The following is an 18,234-nucleotide window of genomic DNA, read 5'->3' as shown; positions in this document are numbered from 1 at the left end:
TCAGAATTTTAGTTCAGCAGTAAAAGTGATCGTACGATTGGGTGGAAACGAGCCATTGTCGATGCGGCGAAGCGTGGAAGAAGTGCCACTGGTATTCACTTCCGGGTCGTAGCCTAAATAGTTTTTAAACAGCAACAGGTTGCTGCCATTGAGCGACAGCGATAAGGTTTGCAGCTTTGACGCAGTGAGCCGGGACAGGTCAAAGTTATAACCAATGGAGGCCGCCTTTAAACGCAGGAAGCTCGCATCATACACAAAGCGATCATTGGGAATATCGTCTTTGGAATCGGTTCGGGGGATATCAGATCCAGGATTACGAATCTCATGAAAACGGTTAACCATCAATTCCTGCTGGTTGTTGAGGTAAACACCCGTCATGTTGAACATGCCGCCGGGATAATACATATCGCCGCCGATCGAATAATTAAAGAAGATGGAAAAAAATGCTTTTTTATACCGGAGCGTATTTTGCCAGCCGCCATATAATTCGGGATCGGCATCGCCGAGCAATACCATATCATCGCTGTTCATCAGCCCGTCTTTGTTTTGATCGATATAGCGCTGGCGGCCCACGGTGAAATATGCCGAGGAAGCCGACACATATTTTTTGTCCGTTTGATTTTGTACGATTTCTTCCTGGCTTTTCCAGACGCCGGCATATTCAAATCCATAAATCGCATTGAGCGGGTAGCCGGTTTGATATCCGTTGATCATGTACTGGGCGCCATAGGTGTAATTATTCGTCACCACGCGCCCCACCATCCCGATATCTTCAACCATTTGCTGGTTGTGGGCAGCCGTTAAGCTGGTCGACCAGCCAAATTTGCTTTTGCGGATGACATCATAATTGACCGTCAGTTCCACGCCCTTATTGGAGGTTTTCCCGAAGTTCATCAAGCGGGAAGAAAAACCGGTCTGCGTGGGCATTTGAACGCTCAGCAGTAAATCTGAAGTATTGCTTTGATAGGCTTCCACCGTTACGTTCAGGCGGCGACGGAAAAAAGCAAGATCAATACCGGCATTATAGGCTGTGGTCTTTTCCCACTTCAAACCCGAATTGGCAATCCCCGTCGGATAAAACGCGACCGGCTGGCTACCGCCGAACAAATACCCTGATGTCGTTGAACCCAGGCGGCTGATCGATTGGTATCTTGAAATAGCATCGTTGCCGGAAGTGCCCGCGCTCAGGCGCACTGCAAATTCGTTGATGGCTGAGTTTTTCATGAAGTTTTCTTTGAGCACGTTCCACCGGATAGCGGCGGAGGGGAAATAAGCCCATTTATTATTGGCCGCAAAGTTGGAAGCCCCGTCGCGGCGCAGCGTTGCCGTGAGGTAATATTTCTGCGCATAATTATAGTTCACCCGCGCCAGGTGCGACACCCGCGTTTGCAACTCTTTCGCGCCGCTCACATTGAGCCTTTGCTTATCAGGAATGGCGCCGATATCCCAAAGCGCTGTTTCATCGCTGTAGTAGCCGCTGCCGCCTACCGATACACGATAGAAATTCCTCATCTGCACGGTAAAACCATACATGGCGTCAAAATGATGATCGGCGCCAAACGTATTTTTGTAAAGCAGCGTGTTTTCATTCAACAGGTTATCATTTTGCTGAATGCTTTTGGAGGTCGCATTGCCGGCGGTGGCGCGGCTCGGCATCGTGGAAGGCACCAGCGCATTATTATTGATATCATATTTGGAATAGGAGATGGACGAATGCGCCACTATATTTTTCACGGGCGTAATATCTACATAAGCCATCGAGCTGAGCGTTCCGGTTTGGGTGGTATTTTTTCTTAGTGTAGCATCAAACAAAGGCAGGTCGGACACGCCTCCCGAATAGTTTTGCGAATTCCAGCTGTTGAGCGTGCCGTCTTCATTATAGATAGGCACCACCGGCGCTACGGAAACAAAAGATACGCTCCAGTTATTATAAGCGCCCAGATAACGCATCGGCTGGTCCTGCGTGCTGTTGGAATAAGCGATGCGCACGCCTGCTTTCGCAAATTTGCTGAGTGTTTGATCAAGATTCACACGAAACTGGTACCGCTTGAACTCGCTGCCCAGGATCACGCCGTCGATATTATCATAACCGCCGGATAGAAAAAAACGCGTCGCTTTCGAGCCGCCCGACGCGGTCAATGAATAATTGGAGAAAGGCGCTGTGCGCGTTAAAGCGCCCTGCCAGTCGGAACCCTCGCCCAGCGAAAGCGGATCAGGATAGGGATAATCTTCGAGCGGCTTTGTTTTGTTGGCTGCGCTGGCATAGTAATATCGATCATTGATCAGCTGTGCAAACTGCGTAGCATCCATCAGGTTGAGCCGGCTGGCCATCTTAGCGAATCCCTGCGACGTCCTCAAAGTGATATCCGTTTTGCCGTCCTTGTCGATGCCGCTTTTGGTGGTGATAATGATAACGCCGTTGGCCCCGCGCGAACCATAAATTGCCGTGGAAGACGCATCTTTCAACACGCTGATGCTCGCAATGTCGGAAGGGTTTAAATCATTCAGGTTATTGATCCCGTCCATAACGCCATCCACAATATACAAGGGTTCGTTATCGGCAGAAATAGACCGCGTTCCCCTGATGCGCACAGTGGTTCCCGAGCCGGGCGCCCCATCGGTCGACATAAATTCGGCGCCGGCAATACGGCCGGCAAGCATCTGGTCAACGCGCGGCACCGGGATATTATCAAGATCCTGCATTTTAACGGTGGAAACAGCGCCCGTGAGGTCGCTTTTCTTTACCGTTCCATAACCGACCGCGACGATTTCCACCTGCTCGAGATTGCCTGTTTTGTTGATCAGCCGTACCAGCAGCGCGCTTTGGTCTTTTTGCAGCACCACATTCTTTTCGATATAGGTTTCATAACCTACATAACTAAAATAAAGGTCGTAGCTTTCTTTTTCAATTAAATTGCTGAGTATAAAAGTGCCCTCTTTCCCCGTAAGCGTGGAAGCCACTTCCACGGATCCCCGGCGGGCTACTACCGAAACCATTTCGAGCGGGCTGCCCTGCTCGTCGAGGACAGTGCCCCTGATTTGAACGGACTGCGCTGCTGCAGCCAGGGCCGACGCCAGCAATAAAAACGTAAACAGCGTTTTGGTAAACATGACTTTAATTTTCATTCGTAAAATGGTTTATTTTTTAGGATCGAATGAAACTTCTCAGAACTAAAATTTTCTTTCCATTGGGTGCTGAAATGAAAACTTAATCATGAAAGTCTCATCTGCTAAAATTTAACGCTGCGCCGGCCGCAGGAACGCTCCCTGTTGCGGCGATTAAGCGATTAACATTAGAAGATTCGAATCAAAATCAATCAACCCCTACTCGTTAACAATTTGTTAACATTACAAATTCAAAATGAAACAGAGCGCAGCGGCTTTCCTGACCACTTTCAGCGCTTTGGAGATATGGTTTTCCACGGTTTTTGGAGAAACAGAAAGATGGCTGGCAATTTGGGAATGGGTGAGGCCTTCATCGCGGCTTAGCATAAAGATTTTCCTGCATTGGGGAGGCAGGCTTTCAATGGCTTCGTGGACTTTTTCAACCAGTTGTTTGTCGGCGGCAGGATCGGCGTCGATGACGGCGCGGGCGTTTTGTTGAATGGTGTGCAGCGCGCTGCGCTCCACGGCCTTTTTTCTCAATACATCGATCATGAGGGAGCGGGCAATTCGGGCAATTTGTACTTCGATGGGATAAATGGCAGAAAGCTCTGTGCGCTTTTCCCAAACTTTTATAAAGCTCATTTGCACCACTTCTTCCGCCAGATCGCCCGAAGCGGTTTTTCTCAGTACATAGCTATAAAACCGGTTATGAAATTTGTGATATACTTCTTCAAAAGCGCGTTTGTTACCGCATTTTATTTCTGAAACATAATCCATGATAAAGGGCGCAAGTTAATAAACTACCAAAAAAAGAAAATTAAGTTATGGTTAAGCCATACGACCGGAACCACGCTGATAACGCTCGTAGTAACCCCAATAAAAATAGTCCTTTGAAACGAAAGCGGCTCTATTTGTTTTGCCAAATGGGCTTTTGGCGCACTGCCATTTCGAAAAAGCTTTGATACAAATCAACGAAAGATTGAATAGGCGGAAGCCACGGGCTTCAAGTAATATTGCGGCCGTAGCAAGCGTACACGCTGGTATTTTGTTTAATAACGATTCTAACGCAGCCATCATTTATGAAATTGATTACCCTCTCCTTTGGGCTTATACTAAGCTTTGTTGCAATGTCTGCAAAAGCTGGTGTTTCATCCAACCTCAAAACCCGCTGGCAGTTTCAGGACAGCCTGCGAACGGGCATCATCACCGACGTGCAGGGCGCACCGGTGCCGGCGGTAACCGTCTCTGTAAAAAGCAAACCATCCAACGCACTCAGTGATAACGATGGTAAATATACGGTTGGCGCCGGCGCCAACGATATCCTTGTGTTCAGCAGTATCGGCTATAAGACCATCGAAGTGCCCGTCAACAGCCGCACGCAAATCAATGTAACGCTCGAAGGCTCCACCCAATCGCTGAACGAAGTGATCGTTGTGGCCTACGGCCAGCAAAAGCGTCAAAATGTGACCAGTTCTATTTCTACGGTTACTTCGGAAGAGCTCACCATCAGCCCGGTGCCGACGGTCTCACAGGCGCTGATCGGCAAGATCGCAGGGGTGAACACCAGGGTTCCCGACGGGCGGCCCGGCGCTAATGCCAGGTTGCAGATCAGAAACCTGGGCACCCCACTGTTTGTTATTGACGGAGTGCCCTCAGGCGAAGACCAGTTCAACAATATCAACCCGGAAGATATCGAGAGCCTATCGGTTTTAAAAGATGGTTCGGCGGCAATTTACGGGCTGCAGGCTTCCAACGGCGTGGTGCTGGTGACCACCAAGAACGGCAGCATCAACAAAGAAAATAAAGTCAGCCTGAATGTTTATCACGGATTTCAAAGCCTGACCCGCTTTCCCAAACCTGCCAGCGCGGCCGACTATGTAAGGGCGCAGGCCGAGGCTGATATCAATCAAAACGGGTCGAGCGTGTGGACGCCGGAGGAAGTAGCGCTGTGGCAGGCCGGAGGCCCCGGCTATGAAGGCTTTGACTGGTCTAGCTATATCAGGGACTATGCGCCCCAGACGTATATGAACGTCAATACGACGGGCGGCTCCCCCAAAACCAGTTATTATTTATCCGTTGCCCGCCTCAACCAGCAGGCCGTATTTGATGGGTATAATTTCAACCGTACCAACCTGCAGGCCAATATCGACACGCGGATCGGCCAGCGCATCCGGTTGGGTGTGAAAATAAATGGTAAGATCGAAAACGAAGACCGCCTGGGGCTGCCCGGCGCCGATGATTATTTCCAGGCCTTGCTGGGCCAATTTAGAAACCTGCCGATCGAATACCCCTACGCGAATAATAACCCCGAGTATCCCGCCACCACCACCAACTTCGCTACCAACTACGCGGTATTCCCGCTATCGGGCTATTTTGACCAGGTGAACCGGACGCTGCAAACCTCCTTCGACCTCGAATACAAAACACCGGTGAAAGGGCTGACGGTTACGGGCATGTACGCTTATTTTTATAATACGCTGCTCAGGGATATTTCTGAAAAAACTTATAACACGTACGAATACGACGCGGCCAATAATACTTATGAAATTACAGGCGGCCAGCAAAACCCTTTCCGAAGCAAGGACAACGGCCATATTACCGATAATGTGCTCCGTGCGCAACTGAATTACAGCGGCAGGTTTGGCCCGCACGATATCAAAGCCACCGGCGGCTTTGAAACCAAAGAACGCATGGACAAGCTGTTCTGGGTACGCTCGCAGCCCGTGAGCAATTATATTGATATTATCAACCAGCCTGATGAGTTCCGTGATATCACCGACCGGGCAGATGAGTCGGCCCGCGCAGGCTTCTTTTTCCGCGGTAACTATAATTTCCGCGAAAAATATTTACTGGAGCTGGGCGCCCGTTATGACGGATCGTGGCGGCTGCCCGAAGCGCATCGCTGGGGCCTGTTTCCGTTTATTACCGGCGGCTGGCGGATTACCGAAGAGCCGTTCATGAAAAGATCGAAAATTACCAATGTGCTCACCGACCTGAAGCTAAGGGCCTCTTATGGCGAAACGGGGCGCGAGCCGGATGTGGGCGCCTTTGCTTATCTCGACGGGTATAACTTCGGCGCCGGCAACGCCTACCTCGATGGCTTATTGATCACCGGCGTCGTGGCCCGCGGCCTGCCCGTGACCACCCTGACCTGGATCAATAGCTCCATCAGCAATATCGGCCTTGACTTTTCTTTGTGGAAAGGAAAATTAGGCGGCAGCATTGAAGCCTTTCGCCGCGTGCTGACCGGCATTCCCGCCTCGCGCTATGATGTTTTGATTCCGCAGGAGGTTGGCTTTGACCTGCCACAGGAAAACCTGAATGCCAACTATACCCAGGGTATGGAAATGGCCCTCAATTATAATAACAAAAGCGGCGGCTTCAGTTATACCGTGGGCGCCAATGCCACGCTGGCCCGCCTTAAAAACTGGTATTCTTATAAACCCAGGTTTGCCAACTCGATCGATGAATACCGCTCCTCGAGCGAAAATCGGTGGGCCAATATTCAATGGGGCTATGAGTATATCGGGCAGTTCCAATCGGTAGAACAAATTGCCAATTATCCGGTAGATATCGACGGGCAAAACAATACGACCCTGCTGCCGGGAGATTTCATCTATAAAGACCAAAATAACGATGGCGTTATTGACGGTTTGGACGAAAGGCCTTCCGGTTATGGAGAAAGCAATTTACCGTATCTCAACTTCGGGTTGAACCTGACGGGCAGTTATAAAGGGATTGATTTAACCGTGAATTTTGCCGGCGCCACCATGCAAAGCCGCGGCCGCGCAGCGGAAATTAAAAACCCTTTTCAAAACGACGCCAATTCACCCGATTATTTGCTGAACGACCGCTGGCACCATGAGGATATTTTTGACCCGACCAGCCCCTGGGTGCCGGGCACTTATCCCGCGCTCAAAAAAACGAATAATGAGAGCAACCTGCGCGCTTCTACTTTCTGGTTCCGAAACACATCTTATGTGCGCCTGAGGAATTTGATGCTGGGCTATACCCTGCCACAGCAATGGCTGCGGCGCGCCAGGATGGGCAATGCCAGGATTTATGTCAACGCCCTCAACCTCTTCTCTATCGACAATACCCACGATATTGGTATCGATCCGGAAACACAGCTCAATACGGGTTTACAATACCCTTCCGTACGCGTGATCAATTTTGGACTTAACCTCACTTTTTAATTCAGAGCCATGAGCATTTTTAAAAAATACACTTTTCTTTTTGTGGCAGCGGCGGCGCTGGCCGGCCTCTGCGGATGTAAAAAATTCCTTCAACGCGAGCCTACCGATATCCTGCTCGACGAACAGGTATGGAACGACCCCAAGTTATCACTCGCCGTTTTGGCCAATTTGTATAACCGGCTGCAGCCCACGGGCGGCCTCGAAGGAGGCCTGCTTTCCCCTACCGATACCGATGAAGCGATGTGGTCGGGCGGCCTGGGCGGCAATAATAACCGCAACACAAGGGTGAACTACCCCTATTCCGATAAACAGTTCTGGCCCTACGACCTGATGAGGGATGTTGACCTTTTTCTGGAAAAGCTCGAACAATCGGAGATCATGGAAACCGAGGATAAAAACCAGCTGCTCGCCGAGGGAAGGTTTATCCGGGCTTATATTTATTTCCTGGCCGTGCGCAGCATGGGCGGCGTGCCGCTGATATTAAAAACCTATCAGTACACCGGGCCCGAAAGCGTAACGGATATGAGAGCGCCCCGCGCTACCGAAGCCGGCATTTATGATTTTATCGCCAGCGAAATTGATGCGATCAAAGACCAGATGCCGCAAACGGAAAACAGTAAGACCCGCGCCAACAAATGGACAGCGCTGGCCCTGAAGGCACAGGCCATGCTATATGCCGGCTCTATTGCTAAGTATAATAACCTGCTGACCGAACCGATTACTACACCCGGCGGCGAAGTGGGCATTCCGGCGTCACGCGCCACGGCCTATTACGAACAATCGCTGGCGGCTGCGCAGGATATTATTGAAAACGGGCCCTACAGTTTATACAACGCCAACGCCGATAAAGCGCAGAATTTTTATGACCTGTTCACCAAAAAATCGGGCAATCCGGAAGTGATCTGGGCCTTTGATTATACACTAGACGGCAAGTACCACAGTTTTACGGTTGAAAATATTCCGCGCTCGCTGCGCGAAAACGCGACGGGCAGCACGGGCCTGGTGCCCACTTTAAACCTGGTGGAATCTTTTGACCGCCTCGATGGAAGCCCCGGCGCTTTGCAAACCCAAACCGCCAACGGATCGGATTATATATATTATGACCAGCCCGAAGACATCTTTGCCGGAAAAGACCCGCGGATGTTTGGCACGGTGATTACACCCAATGCCACCTTCAGGGGTGAAAAAATAGAAATACAGGCGGGCGTGATGGAATGGAACTCCTCCACCAACCGCTACGTGGAAAGGACTTCTGCTGCACTCAACAGCACGTTCTCTGACGGCGGTTTGCTGGTGGCGGCCAACGGTCCGCAGCCCAATGCGGCCAACGTCACCAATACGGGATTTTTCCTGCGCAAATATGTGGATTCGCGTGTGGGCTCGGGCCAGGCCGGGCAGGGCAGCGATGTGTGGTGGATCCGCTATCGCCTGGGCGGCATCCTGCTGATGGCGGCGGAAGCGGCTTTCGAACTCAACCAGCAGGGCGATGCGCTGGGCTATATCAACCGCATCAGGGAGCGGGCCGGCTTTGGCCCCAACAGCCTCAGCTCGATCGATATCAACACCATCAGGCATGAATTCCAGGTAGAGCTGGCTTTTGAGGAACAGCGTTATTGGGACCTGAAGCGCTGGCGCCTCTCGCATGTATTATTTAACGGCAGCCGCCAGACGGAAAGTACTTTGGCCTATGCCTTATGGCCCTACCGCGTGGTAAGGCCGGGCGATCCGTCGAAACATAATAAATATGTATTCGTCAAAAAAGTAGCGCCCCGCTTTACGCAGCCCCGCAATTTCAGGATGGGCAACTATTACTCAATCGTTCCGCAGGGCGCCCTGAATGCGAACCCCCTATTAACTAAAAACCCTTTCCACTAATCGCGGGCAGCGGGCAGGCCCCTCCCCTTTTCAAGGAAACTCCTAAAAGATTATCACATGAAACGAAGCAGGATTTATTTTTTAAGAACAAGGTTGAACAACGGCCAACCGGCTCCGGGCGGCGCGCTAAAAAACAAGCGGATGCAATGGTTGCTGCCCCTCTGCGCCCTGCTCTTCATGGCGCTGGGCGGCTGCGAAAAAGATAATTACGACGCGCCTTCGGCGCCGCTTACCGGGCGGCTGACATTCAACGGCGAGCCGGTTTTTATACGGCAGGGCATCAACGTCATCCAGCTATATCAGCCGGGCTATGAACTCAGCAACCCCATCAACGTAAACGTTAAGCAGGACGGCAGTTTTTCTTCCCTATTATTCGACGGCGACTACCAGCTGATCCGGGTATCGGGCAATGGCCCCTGGGAGAATAATACGGACACGATACCGGTGAAAGTGAATGGCGCGACGACGGTTGATGTGCCGGTGGTGCCTTATTTTAGTTTCAGCGATGTGGCGTTTTCCATCGTCAACGATTCGTTGAAAGCCAGCTTCCGGCTTCATAAGCAAATGGACAACCGCCAATTGGAGCGGGTGTTCCTGGTGATCGGCAAAACCCAGCTCGTGGACAACCTGATCAATGTGAACCCCTCCAACCAGCAAAACCCCGACCCCAACGGCAGCTTGCCGGGCGCCGCGGTAGACCTCTCTCAGCCCCTGCGCCTGAGCTATGGCCTGAGCGCGACGACCTTTACGCCGCACCCGCATTTGTTTGCACGCATCGCGGTAAAAACCTTAGGCTTTAATGAAATGAATTTTTCAGATGTTTTCGTGATCCGCTAAGGACCCTATTTTATCGTATCGCCACGCCGGCCCTCTCCTGTTGTTGCAGGAAGTGGCCGGCGTTTATAGTAGGGGCGCGGTTGGTAGCGCGTTTCAGAGGGGCAACGTTGTCACATGTTCAAAGGAATATGATAAGCCCGGCCAGGGGAATTTTCCCGTTATACCCGACGCATTAAACCAGTATTATTGCAGCGACAGCAGGCTATTGCTTGTGTTGTATTGCAATCTGGTGTATATTTATGCTTAAGCGAAACCATATGAGATTTTCCATACAATTAACTGCGCTTCATACCGGAGCTATTCCGATCAATTACGCCTACCCTTTATCGGCGGCGCTTTATCGCATCCTGGCCAAGGGAGATGCTGCGTATGCTACGTTTTTACACGAAAGTGGTTATGGTAAAGGTTTTAAATTTTTTAGCTTTTCGGACGTACAGGTTCCTTTTAAAAGAGACGGAGACAGATTACGATTAACAGGATCTGAAGCCAGCTTCCAGATAGGCTTCCAGTTGCCGCAGGCTATGGAAAGTTTTGTGAAAGGCCTTTTCCAAAGTGAGTCGATCGAGATCGCTGACAGGAAGTCGAAGGTAAGTTTTGCGGTTAAATCGGTGGAGCGCTTACCCGATCCTTTGCAGGAACATCATCAAAATGAAATCGTAAATGTTATAGCCAAACCGCTATCTCCGGTAGTTGCCGGCCTGCAAAATGACAGGGGGCATTATGGCAACACTGGTAATTGCACCCATTTTAAAAATAAACAAGCACTTTATAATAAAAATCCATCAGATGAGACTCTATATTAAATTGTCAAAGAATACGGAACTTATACCATTCAATTATCAACATATGCTTACTGGTGTAGTGCACAAGTGGATTGGCGAGAAGAATCAGGAACATGGAAAGAGAAGTTTATATTCTTTTTCGTGGTTGCAGAATACAGTTGCGAATAAAAATGGAATCAACCTCAATCGTGACGCTTATTTTTTCATTAGCGCTTATGATGATACATTAATTAAGCAAGTTGTCAAAGGCATTCTTAAAGATCCCGAAATGTTTTGTGGTTCAAGAGTAATTGATATCCAGATAAGGGAAGTGCCTGAATTCTCTAATGAAGAAAGGTTCTTTCTGAATAGCCCGATTTTGATTCGTAAACGGGAAGGTGAAAGGACAAGGCACGTAACTTATTTGGAAGAAGACTTCGAAACGCTTTTGATGGAAAATATAAAAAGTAAACTTCAGTTAGTAGGATTAGATACTGATGATATGGGTATCGAATTAGACAAAAGCTATGCCTTTCCTCAAACTAAATTGGTTAACTATAAGGGAATAAAGAATAAGACATCTTTGGCACCCATAATTATAAAGGGAAGCCGGGAACAAATTGCGTTCGCGTGGGCGGTTGGTTTGGGTAATAGCACAGGCATTGGTTTTGGAAGCGTAAAATAATTTTACAATGAATAAATTATATATAGTAAAATATTCAGGCCCGTTTGGCTTTATAAAGCCTTGGACGGCGGTACGTGATAGTGAGACATTTTCTCAACAATTTTTGACACCGAGTATCGTAGAAGGAATAGAGAAAAAATTATTTCCTGAATTGTTGGATGAGAGAGGGATTAGAAGGATTCTGGGACACAGATTGTCTTACACACAGATTAGCCAGCAACAAGAAGTAATCCAGACCCGTGGCTGGAATTCAACAAAAAAGGGGAAGCAAATTCTTTTTGAAAGACCTACTGCAATTTTAATTAGAGGTATTCTGTTAGAACCTGTTTTGCATTTGGCATTTCTGACAAAAGAAGATGCCGAAAAAGCTTTTGTACAACATATTTGTCTTTGCAGGAACGAAGATATTCTGATGCCTGTCGCAATGAAAAACATGCAGAATTAGATCTTGAAGCCCGGTTTCAACAAGTGACGCTGTTTGGCAAAATTGATTTCTATGACGCGCGCCAAAAGATCATTCACGAAACTGTAAGCTCCCCATAAATTCGGCCGGTGCAGTTAGAGTTAACACGGAATGAGTTTGTTAACTTTAAACTTTAAATAGCAATGAAAAGGAAATTTACAGAGAGCCAGATCGTGGCAGCAATCAAGAAACAGGAAGGCGGCATAGCAGTTAAGGATATCTGTCGTGAGATAGGTATCAGTGATGCCACTTTTTACAACTGGAAAGCGAAATATGGAGGTATGGAAGTCAAAGATGTGACCAGGATGCGGGAACTGGAGAAGGAAAATGCCGAGTTAAAGAAGATGTTTGCAGAGATGAGTTTGGAGAATCGTGCGATGAAAATATTGATAGAAAAAAAGTTTTAACGTCTCAGGAGAAAAGGGAAGCTGTTGAATGTCTTACGATAGATGGACAGCTAAGTAACCGCAAGGCGTGTAAACTGATCAGCCTATCCCGAACCAGCTATCAGTATAAAGCAAAACTTAAAGATGACACAGCGCTACAAAACGCATTAACTGATCTTACAACAAAACATGTTGCAATTGGCTTTTGGCAATGTTGTTACCGGCTTTGGAATAAAGGTCATTGGTGGAATCATAAACGAATTTATCGGGTATACACAGATATGAAGCTCAACATACGCCGCAGAGCTAAACGCCGATTGCCTGAACGGGTAAAGCAGCCCCTGGAAGTGCCTACAGGGCCTAATCAAGTATGGAGTATCGACTTCATGAGTGATAGTCTTGTAGATGGACGCAGATATCGCTTATTCAATGTTATAGACGATTTTAACAGGGAATCGTTAGCTATTGAAGTAGATACATCGCTGCCCTCGTTACGCGTGATAAGAGTACTGGAGAGGCTGATCAATCACAGAGGCATACCGGCTACTATTCGTTGTGATAACGGTCCTGAATTTATATCTCATAAACTTGAGCAATGGTGTAGCGAAAAAAGCAAACCGATATCATTACAATTTATTCAGCCTGGCAGGCCGATGCAAAACGCTTTTATAGAACGAAAAAACGGGAGTATAAGGCGCGAATTGTTGAACGCATACCTGTTTTACAGTTTAAATGAAGTGCGGGAAAAGTGCGAAGAATGGAGGCTGGATTACAATACCGAACGACCCCACAAATCGCTGGGTTATCTTTCTTCCATTAAGTATCAGCAGATGAAAACATCAGCTTTATCCACACCGGCAAGCGGAAACCCTTTACATATTGAAGCGAAGCCGGTAGTGGATAAAGCGGTACAAAATGAAAAGAATATTACATTTGAAAACTCTAACTAACAGTGGCACTAAAATATGGGGAGCTTACAGCGTCATTAATAACACCCGCGTCCTTTAATCGCACCAACATGGAATTGAAATTATTAACAGAAATAGCGTTATAGCCGGAGGCGTAGCCTTTAATCGCACCAACATGGAATTGAAATTCCTGAGCTTCGGCCTTAATGGTTTCGAGCCATTCTCTTTTAATCGCACCAACATGGAACTGAAATTGGCTATTGTTCAAAACACTTTAATCGGTAAATCTCTTTTAATCCCACCAACATACAATCAAAATCAAGCAACGCAAACACTAATGCCAGGTCAAACCCTCACCCCGCAACCCACCCATTCCCCATTCCCTATTCACTATTTACTCCTCACCATCCCGCCTCCATACAATTGTTTTTTTGACAATTATTAATTTGTGCTTACATTTATGCCGGGCAGGCAGCGCAGGCCCTTCCGATAATGACGATTGCTGAAGAGCGGGAGGCTATATATGCCCAAGCCCTGCTGCAGGTTTGAAAACCTAAAAAACACGATGGCAAGGCCCATCATAAAACCTAACACGAGCGTATGAAATGGCTTTTATCAATAGTCGCCATAGCGATTGCCTGCTGCAGCACCGCGCAGGAACTAACAGTTTTGAGCCCTTATGCAAAATTGGTGGTAATGCTATCCGTTGCCAACGGCAAGCTGGCCTATCGCGTGTCGTATCATCATCAAAATTTTATGGAGGCCGCACCGCTGGGCTTAGTAACCACCTTAGGCGATTTTACCGCGGGCCTACAACTACGGCAAAGCAAACCCGGGCGCTTTCCGAAATAAGGATACCTCAACACGGCAGGATCACCATAAAAATAGTGCCGGAGGGCGGCTTTGTGATCCGATAAATATTTTTTTAAAAACATCCACAAAAAATGAAAATAAAACTACTTCTCGCATGGTTGATCGGCGCCTGCTGGGCCTCCACAGCGGCCGCGCAGCCAACGGCAACGCCGGAAACGGCGATGAGCGCCTACCTGATGGTATATTTTAAAGATGATACGCATAGTGTGCACTTTGCATTGAGCCGCGACGGCTATGTTTTTACAGATGTCAACGAGGGCCGCCCGGTGATTGGCGGCGACACCATCGCGCAGCAAAAGGGCATTCGCGACCCCTATATGATGAGGGGCAATGACGGCTTTTTTTATATGGCCATGACCGATCTCCATATTTTTGGTAAACAAAAAGGCTACCGCACCACAGATTGGGAACGCCCGCTGGAGCTTTATGACTGGGGCAATAACCGCGGCTTCGTGCTGATGAAATCCAAAGACCTGATCAACTGGAGCCATACCGCTCTGGATATGGACAAGGCTTTTCCCGACCTGAATATTGGCTGCGCCTGGGCGCCCGAGCTGATCTATGATCATAATGCGCAAAAGATTATGATCTATTTTACCATGCGGCTGGGGCACGGCAAAACCCAACTGTATTATGCCTACACAGATAAAATGTTTACAAAGCTCAGCTCGCGCCCTCAGCTGCTGTTCGATTATCCTGACAGTAGCCGACAAATTCTCGATGCCGATATTACCCGCCTGCCTGATGGCCGGTTCTGCATGATGTATGTTGCGCAGGAAAATCCGGGAGGCATTAAAATGGCTTTTTCGCCCAGCATCAACAGCAATTATCGATACCAGCCCGACCAGGTCGATTTTGAACCCGGCTCCTGCGAAGCGCCAAATGTTTTTAAACGCATTGGCGAGCAGCGATGGGTTTTAATGTATGATATTTTCAGCATCAGGCCACACAATTTTGGATTCGCCGAAACCTCCGATTTCAAAAATTTCACCAACCTCGGTCATCTAAACAAAGGCGTCATGAAGGCAACGAATTTCTCTGCTCCCAAACATGGCGCCGTTATCCACCTGACGCAAAAAGAGGCGCAGCGCCTCGCCGACCAATGGAAACTGGATATGCATTTCTAAAAAACTAAACTCAATTTTCTCAAAAAAAGACATCCCTATTTATCATGAAAAACAGGACTCACCGGCCTATCACAAAGCAGCCAGGCAGCTTCATTTTAAAAAATTATATGTTGGCTGCCGTAGGCGCGCTGGCCATCAGCGGGGCCTATGCCCAATCTGATAAACCGGATTTTGCCGGATACCTTTTTGCGTATTTCGAAGGCACCGGTTTGAGCAATAAGCAGGAGCAGCTGCGATTGGCCATAAGTGAAAATGGCTCCCACTGGTATGCTTTAAATCAAAATCAGCCCATTATTCCCGCCGATCAGATTTCGCAGACCGGCGGCATTCGCGACCCTCATATCTTACGCGGCGCCGATGGCCAAACATTCTATTTGACCGCCACCGATATGTTTACTGTAAAAAATGGCTGGGATCAAAACCCCGGCATTGTGCTGATGAAGTCGCTGGCATAAAGATTACCAGAATATTCAAAAGCAGAAAACCTTTAAAATAAACATGGATATGATAACCACAAAAGAACAAATGAAAATGTTAGGCGTGCTTTCTTTGGTTGAAATGCAGGGCGGTAAAATGGCCGCTTTGCAAAACATAAATGAACGCTATAAGACCAAACACCTAACCAAAAAACAGGCACATGATTTAAAAACATTGGTTAACCAATCTGCCAGCTTAAAGCTGCAAACCAAAGAAAGTGATTTGGTGCTGGAACTGGACAGTAAAATAAAAGAAGCAGTAAAATATTTCAGATAAAATTTAAACTATGGTACTGGAAAAAGATAAGTTAAAAGCAAATGAAATACGGGAAACCTTAACCAAACTGGTTATGGCAGAAATGCAGAAACTCCCCAAACTATTTGAGGAACTGGAGGCAAAAGAAAAGCTGGATGTACTTTGTAAGTTGCTCCCGTTCATTGCACCTAAAATTGAACAGATACACCCCAACGATTTTAATTGGATTAAAGATTAAATTGGTGTGTTCCCTAATAATTTAGGTTTCATTTATTGAATGATAATAATAGACTTGCATTGTAAAACGGCAAAAAAGCGGCAAATATGGCTAAGTTTCCCACTTTCCCTACCTTATATGGTGATTTAAAAACCATTGAAATAAGTTTTCTAAAACAGCATGGCTATTTACAGCCGGAGCAGATTAAAGCTGGTACAATTGCATGGAGCAGGAACGGAGAAAACACCGGTCGTATTTCTATTAAGGTTTGTACCCGAGTTTCAGGCCGTTACATTGAATTTGATTATAGCTGGAATGATAAGCCGGTAAATTATCGTGTTCCCCTCATTCTGAAACCATCCAATTTAGGGAAAGGTAGTGTTTGGTTTTTCTGTTGCCCACATACCGGCAAGCTATGCAGAAAGCTTTTTTTGGCTAACACTTATTTTTACCACCGGTTAGCTTTTACAAATTGTATGTATGCAAGCCAAACCCAAAGCAAAAAATACAGGCAACTTGAAAAGCATTTTTCCCCTTACTATGACGGCGATAGAATTTTAAAGGAATTAAATAAGCCATACTTCAAAAATTTCTATGCTGGAAAGCCCACAAAACGATATTTAAAGTTGACGAAGAAAATGCAGGTTATAGAACGGCTGCCAGCCGGGGGGTTAGAAAAGTTATTTTTAAGTTAATCCAGATCATTTTTAAGAATCCATTTTTCTGCAAACGGAGTTTGGACGGCTTTTGTAATTTTAGGTAGGCCCATGCAGTACGGTCTTATATCTAAAGTAGTGATTTTTTTCCCTTTTTTTATTTACAGCGAAATCCACATTTCTAACCTTGCCAAAAACCATATATTTTCCCCTCTCGCTTGTCCTGCACAATGAAGAATTTGAGCAAAAGAATTTAGAATCCGCAAGGAATTTGCCCTGAAATCCTTTTTTTACAAAGTGAAAAACAAAAACTTCTGATGCCGCCTCCATTCGTTTTGTCAGACTTTTGCAGTAAAGGCCTCCAACATAACAACAATATTTACCTACTATACCGGTCTTAACCGATGAGCTATTAAGTATGGTATCTAAGTCAACAAAATTTAGATGATTGATAATTCTTTTGAATGCTTCATAATAGTGCTGAATTATGGCTGTTGACCCTTGGCAGGAATGAAATCTCAAAGGTGCTTGCAAATTAATATTTGACGTTTCTAACTGTTTGGGATTTACCGAGCCAGCAATGTCCAAAAATCCTTCAATCGTTAAATAATCGGAATATTGAGTTTGAGGCAACTCCTTAAAAAGTTCTGTATATAATTCAAGTATTCTTGGATAGTTAATAAAGTCAATCTCATGGATATTGCCGGTCCGTGCAGCTCTTTCAAGGTTTTGGGATTGCACAAATTTTTCCCACCTTTTTTTTGCCTTTACAATTTGATTTGGGGTTAATTTCATTGTAAGCCCCGGCCCTTTCCTGTGTGCTAAGTCGTGACATGTTGGGCATAGGACCGCCAGATTATTATAGGTATTGTCTTGTGTTTTACTATGCTCTACTATATGATGAATGATATAAGAGTCACCTTTAGTTCCTCTGCAAGCACAACACGTGTAATTGGAGTTATTAAGTAAAGCGTCAATTACTTCCGGCTCTATAGGTTGCCTCGTAATAGCGTTCTTTATTTGACGAATTTCGTCTTCCGTCAACTTATACTTATCTAATAAGTTTTTATATGACGTTTTTTCAAAGGTAGTTTTAGGAAGTCCTAATGACTTTAGCTTATTAGATAGCTCGATATCAATGCCATAATTTAAATAAGTCGACATTTGATAAAATAACTCAAATTTCTCCGGATTTTCACTTTCATGTTACTATGTTGTTACTCTGAAAGCATAAAAAAAGGCTGAAACCCTTATCTGTATTGAGTTTCAACCTTTTTAGTAAGCTCCCCCTGCTGGACTTGAACCAGCGACCCTCTGATTAACAGTCAGATGCTCTAACCAACTGAGCTAAGGAGGAATATAATGCCCTTTACGGGAGCGCAAAAATAAGGGTTTTCTTTATTTTTTGCAATC

At 46.7% G+C, this 18,234-nt stretch carries 16 protein-coding genes, 1 tRNA gene and 1 pseudogene; 13 read left to right on the top strand and 5 right to left on the bottom strand.

Annotation, left to right across the window (positions count from 1 at the left end):
- Window positions 1-3,126: a SusC/RagA family TonB-linked outer membrane protein gene (locus ABDK00_RS01305; protein WP_346237700.1), complete on the bottom strand. Its 3,126-nt coding sequence runs from the start codon at window positions 3,124-3,126 to the stop codon at window positions 1-3.
- 222 nt (window positions 3,127-3,348) lie between these two features.
- Entirely contained in the window at window positions 3,349-3,882 is a 534-nt protein-coding gene (locus ABDK00_RS01300; protein WP_346237699.1) for an RNA polymerase sigma-70 factor, read from the bottom strand.
- Window positions 3,883-4,232: 350 nt separating this feature from the next.
- Between ABDK00_RS01300 and ABDK00_RS01295 the strand changes: the two genes are divergently transcribed.
- The 7 genes and pseudogenes from ABDK00_RS01295 to ABDK00_RS01265 form a co-directional block, all read left to right on the top strand.
- Window positions 4,233-7,301 carry a TonB-dependent receptor gene (locus ABDK00_RS01295; protein ID WP_346237698.1) on the top strand — a complete coding sequence of 1,023 codons (3,069 nt, stop codon included), beginning with the start codon at window positions 4,233-4,235 and terminating at the stop codon, window positions 7,299-7,301.
- Window positions 7,302-7,310: 9 nt separating this feature from the next.
- Complete coding sequence (locus ABDK00_RS01290; protein ID WP_346237697.1) at window positions 7,311-9,176, top strand: RagB/SusD family nutrient uptake outer membrane protein; 1,866 nt, start codon at window positions 7,311-7,313, stop codon at window positions 9,174-9,176.
- Between the two features lie 57 nt (window positions 9,177-9,233).
- Window positions 9,234-10,013: a DUF3823 domain-containing protein gene (locus ABDK00_RS01285; protein WP_346237696.1), complete on the top strand. Its 780-nt coding sequence runs from the start codon at window positions 9,234-9,236 to the stop codon at window positions 10,011-10,013.
- A 257-nt stretch (window positions 10,014-10,270) separates the two neighbouring features.
- Complete coding sequence (locus ABDK00_RS01280) at window positions 10,271-10,816, top strand: hypothetical protein (RefSeq protein WP_346237695.1); 546 nt, start codon at window positions 10,271-10,273, stop codon at window positions 10,814-10,816.
- Window positions 10,800-11,459 carry a CRISPR-associated endoribonuclease Cas6 gene (cas6, locus tag ABDK00_RS01275; RefSeq protein WP_346237694.1) on the top strand — a complete coding sequence of 220 codons (660 nt, stop codon included), beginning with the start codon at window positions 10,800-10,802 and terminating at the stop codon, window positions 11,457-11,459. Before ABDK00_RS01280 ends, cas6 begins: the two co-directional genes overlap by 17 nt.
- Before the next feature lie 7 nt (window positions 11,460-11,466).
- Window positions 11,467-11,904 (top strand): hypothetical protein, encoded by a 438-nt coding sequence (locus tag ABDK00_RS01270; protein ID WP_346237693.1) that lies wholly within the window; start codon window positions 11,467-11,469, stop codon window positions 11,902-11,904.
- A 161-nt stretch (window positions 11,905-12,065) separates the two neighbouring features.
- Window positions 12,066-13,138 (top strand): annotated as a pseudogene (locus ABDK00_RS01265) (IS3 family transposase); the annotation flags it as partial.
- Window positions 13,139-13,250: 112 nt separating this feature from the next.
- On the opposite strand, the gene ABDK00_RS01260 reads toward ABDK00_RS01265, so the two are convergent.
- Window positions 13,251-13,484 carry a hypothetical protein gene (locus ABDK00_RS01260; protein WP_346237692.1) on the bottom strand — a complete coding sequence of 78 codons (234 nt, stop codon included), beginning with the start codon at window positions 13,482-13,484 and terminating at the stop codon, window positions 13,251-13,253.
- Between the two features lie 332 nt (window positions 13,485-13,816).
- On the opposite strand from ABDK00_RS01260, the gene ABDK00_RS01255 reads away from it, so the two are divergent.
- From ABDK00_RS01255 to ABDK00_RS01230, 6 genes are all read left to right on the top strand, one after another.
- Window positions 13,817-14,068, top strand: a complete 252-nt coding sequence (locus ABDK00_RS01255; protein ID WP_346237691.1) for a hypothetical protein — start codon at window positions 13,817-13,819, stop codon at window positions 14,066-14,068.
- A 92-nt stretch (window positions 14,069-14,160) separates the two neighbouring features.
- Window positions 14,161-15,216 (top strand): glycoside hydrolase family 43 protein, encoded by a 1,056-nt coding sequence (locus tag ABDK00_RS01250; protein WP_346237690.1) that lies wholly within the window; start codon window positions 14,161-14,163, stop codon window positions 15,214-15,216.
- A 44-nt stretch (window positions 15,217-15,260) separates the two neighbouring features.
- Window positions 15,261-15,671 (top strand): hypothetical protein, encoded by a 411-nt coding sequence (locus ABDK00_RS01245; protein ID WP_346237689.1) that lies wholly within the window; start codon window positions 15,261-15,263, stop codon window positions 15,669-15,671.
- Window positions 15,672-15,720: 49 nt separating this feature from the next.
- Complete coding sequence (locus ABDK00_RS01240; RefSeq protein ID WP_346237688.1) at window positions 15,721-15,969, top strand: hypothetical protein; 249 nt, start codon at window positions 15,721-15,723, stop codon at window positions 15,967-15,969.
- Window positions 15,970-15,979: 10 nt separating this feature from the next.
- On the top strand, window positions 15,980-16,186 hold the full coding sequence (locus tag ABDK00_RS01235; protein WP_346237687.1) for a hypothetical protein: 207 nt from the start codon (window positions 15,980-15,982) through the stop codon (window positions 16,184-16,186).
- 86 nt (window positions 16,187-16,272) lie between these two features.
- Window positions 16,273-16,860 carry a hypothetical protein gene (locus ABDK00_RS01230; protein ID WP_346237686.1) on the top strand — a complete coding sequence of 196 codons (588 nt, stop codon included), beginning with the start codon at window positions 16,273-16,275 and terminating at the stop codon, window positions 16,858-16,860.
- 60 nt (window positions 16,861-16,920) lie between these two features.
- Here ABDK00_RS01230 and ABDK00_RS01225 read toward each other — a convergent pair whose 3' ends face one another.
- Complete coding sequence (locus ABDK00_RS01225) at window positions 16,921-17,985, bottom strand: HNH endonuclease signature motif containing protein (RefSeq protein WP_346237685.1); 1,065 nt, start codon at window positions 17,983-17,985, stop codon at window positions 16,921-16,923.
- 119 nt (window positions 17,986-18,104) lie between these two features.
- A tRNA-Asn gene (locus ABDK00_RS01220) sits at window positions 18,105-18,178 on the bottom strand.
- Window positions 18,179-18,234: the final 56 nt, after the last annotated feature.

Origin of the sequence: Niabella insulisoli (assembly GCF_039652435.2) — a bacterium.
In the GTDB taxonomy this organism is placed as follows: domain Bacteria; phylum Bacteroidota; class Bacteroidia; order Chitinophagales; family Chitinophagaceae; genus Niabella; species Niabella insulamsoli.
Note: the sequence above shows the minus strand (reverse complement) of the source record. Positions and strands in the feature narration are given on the sequence as shown.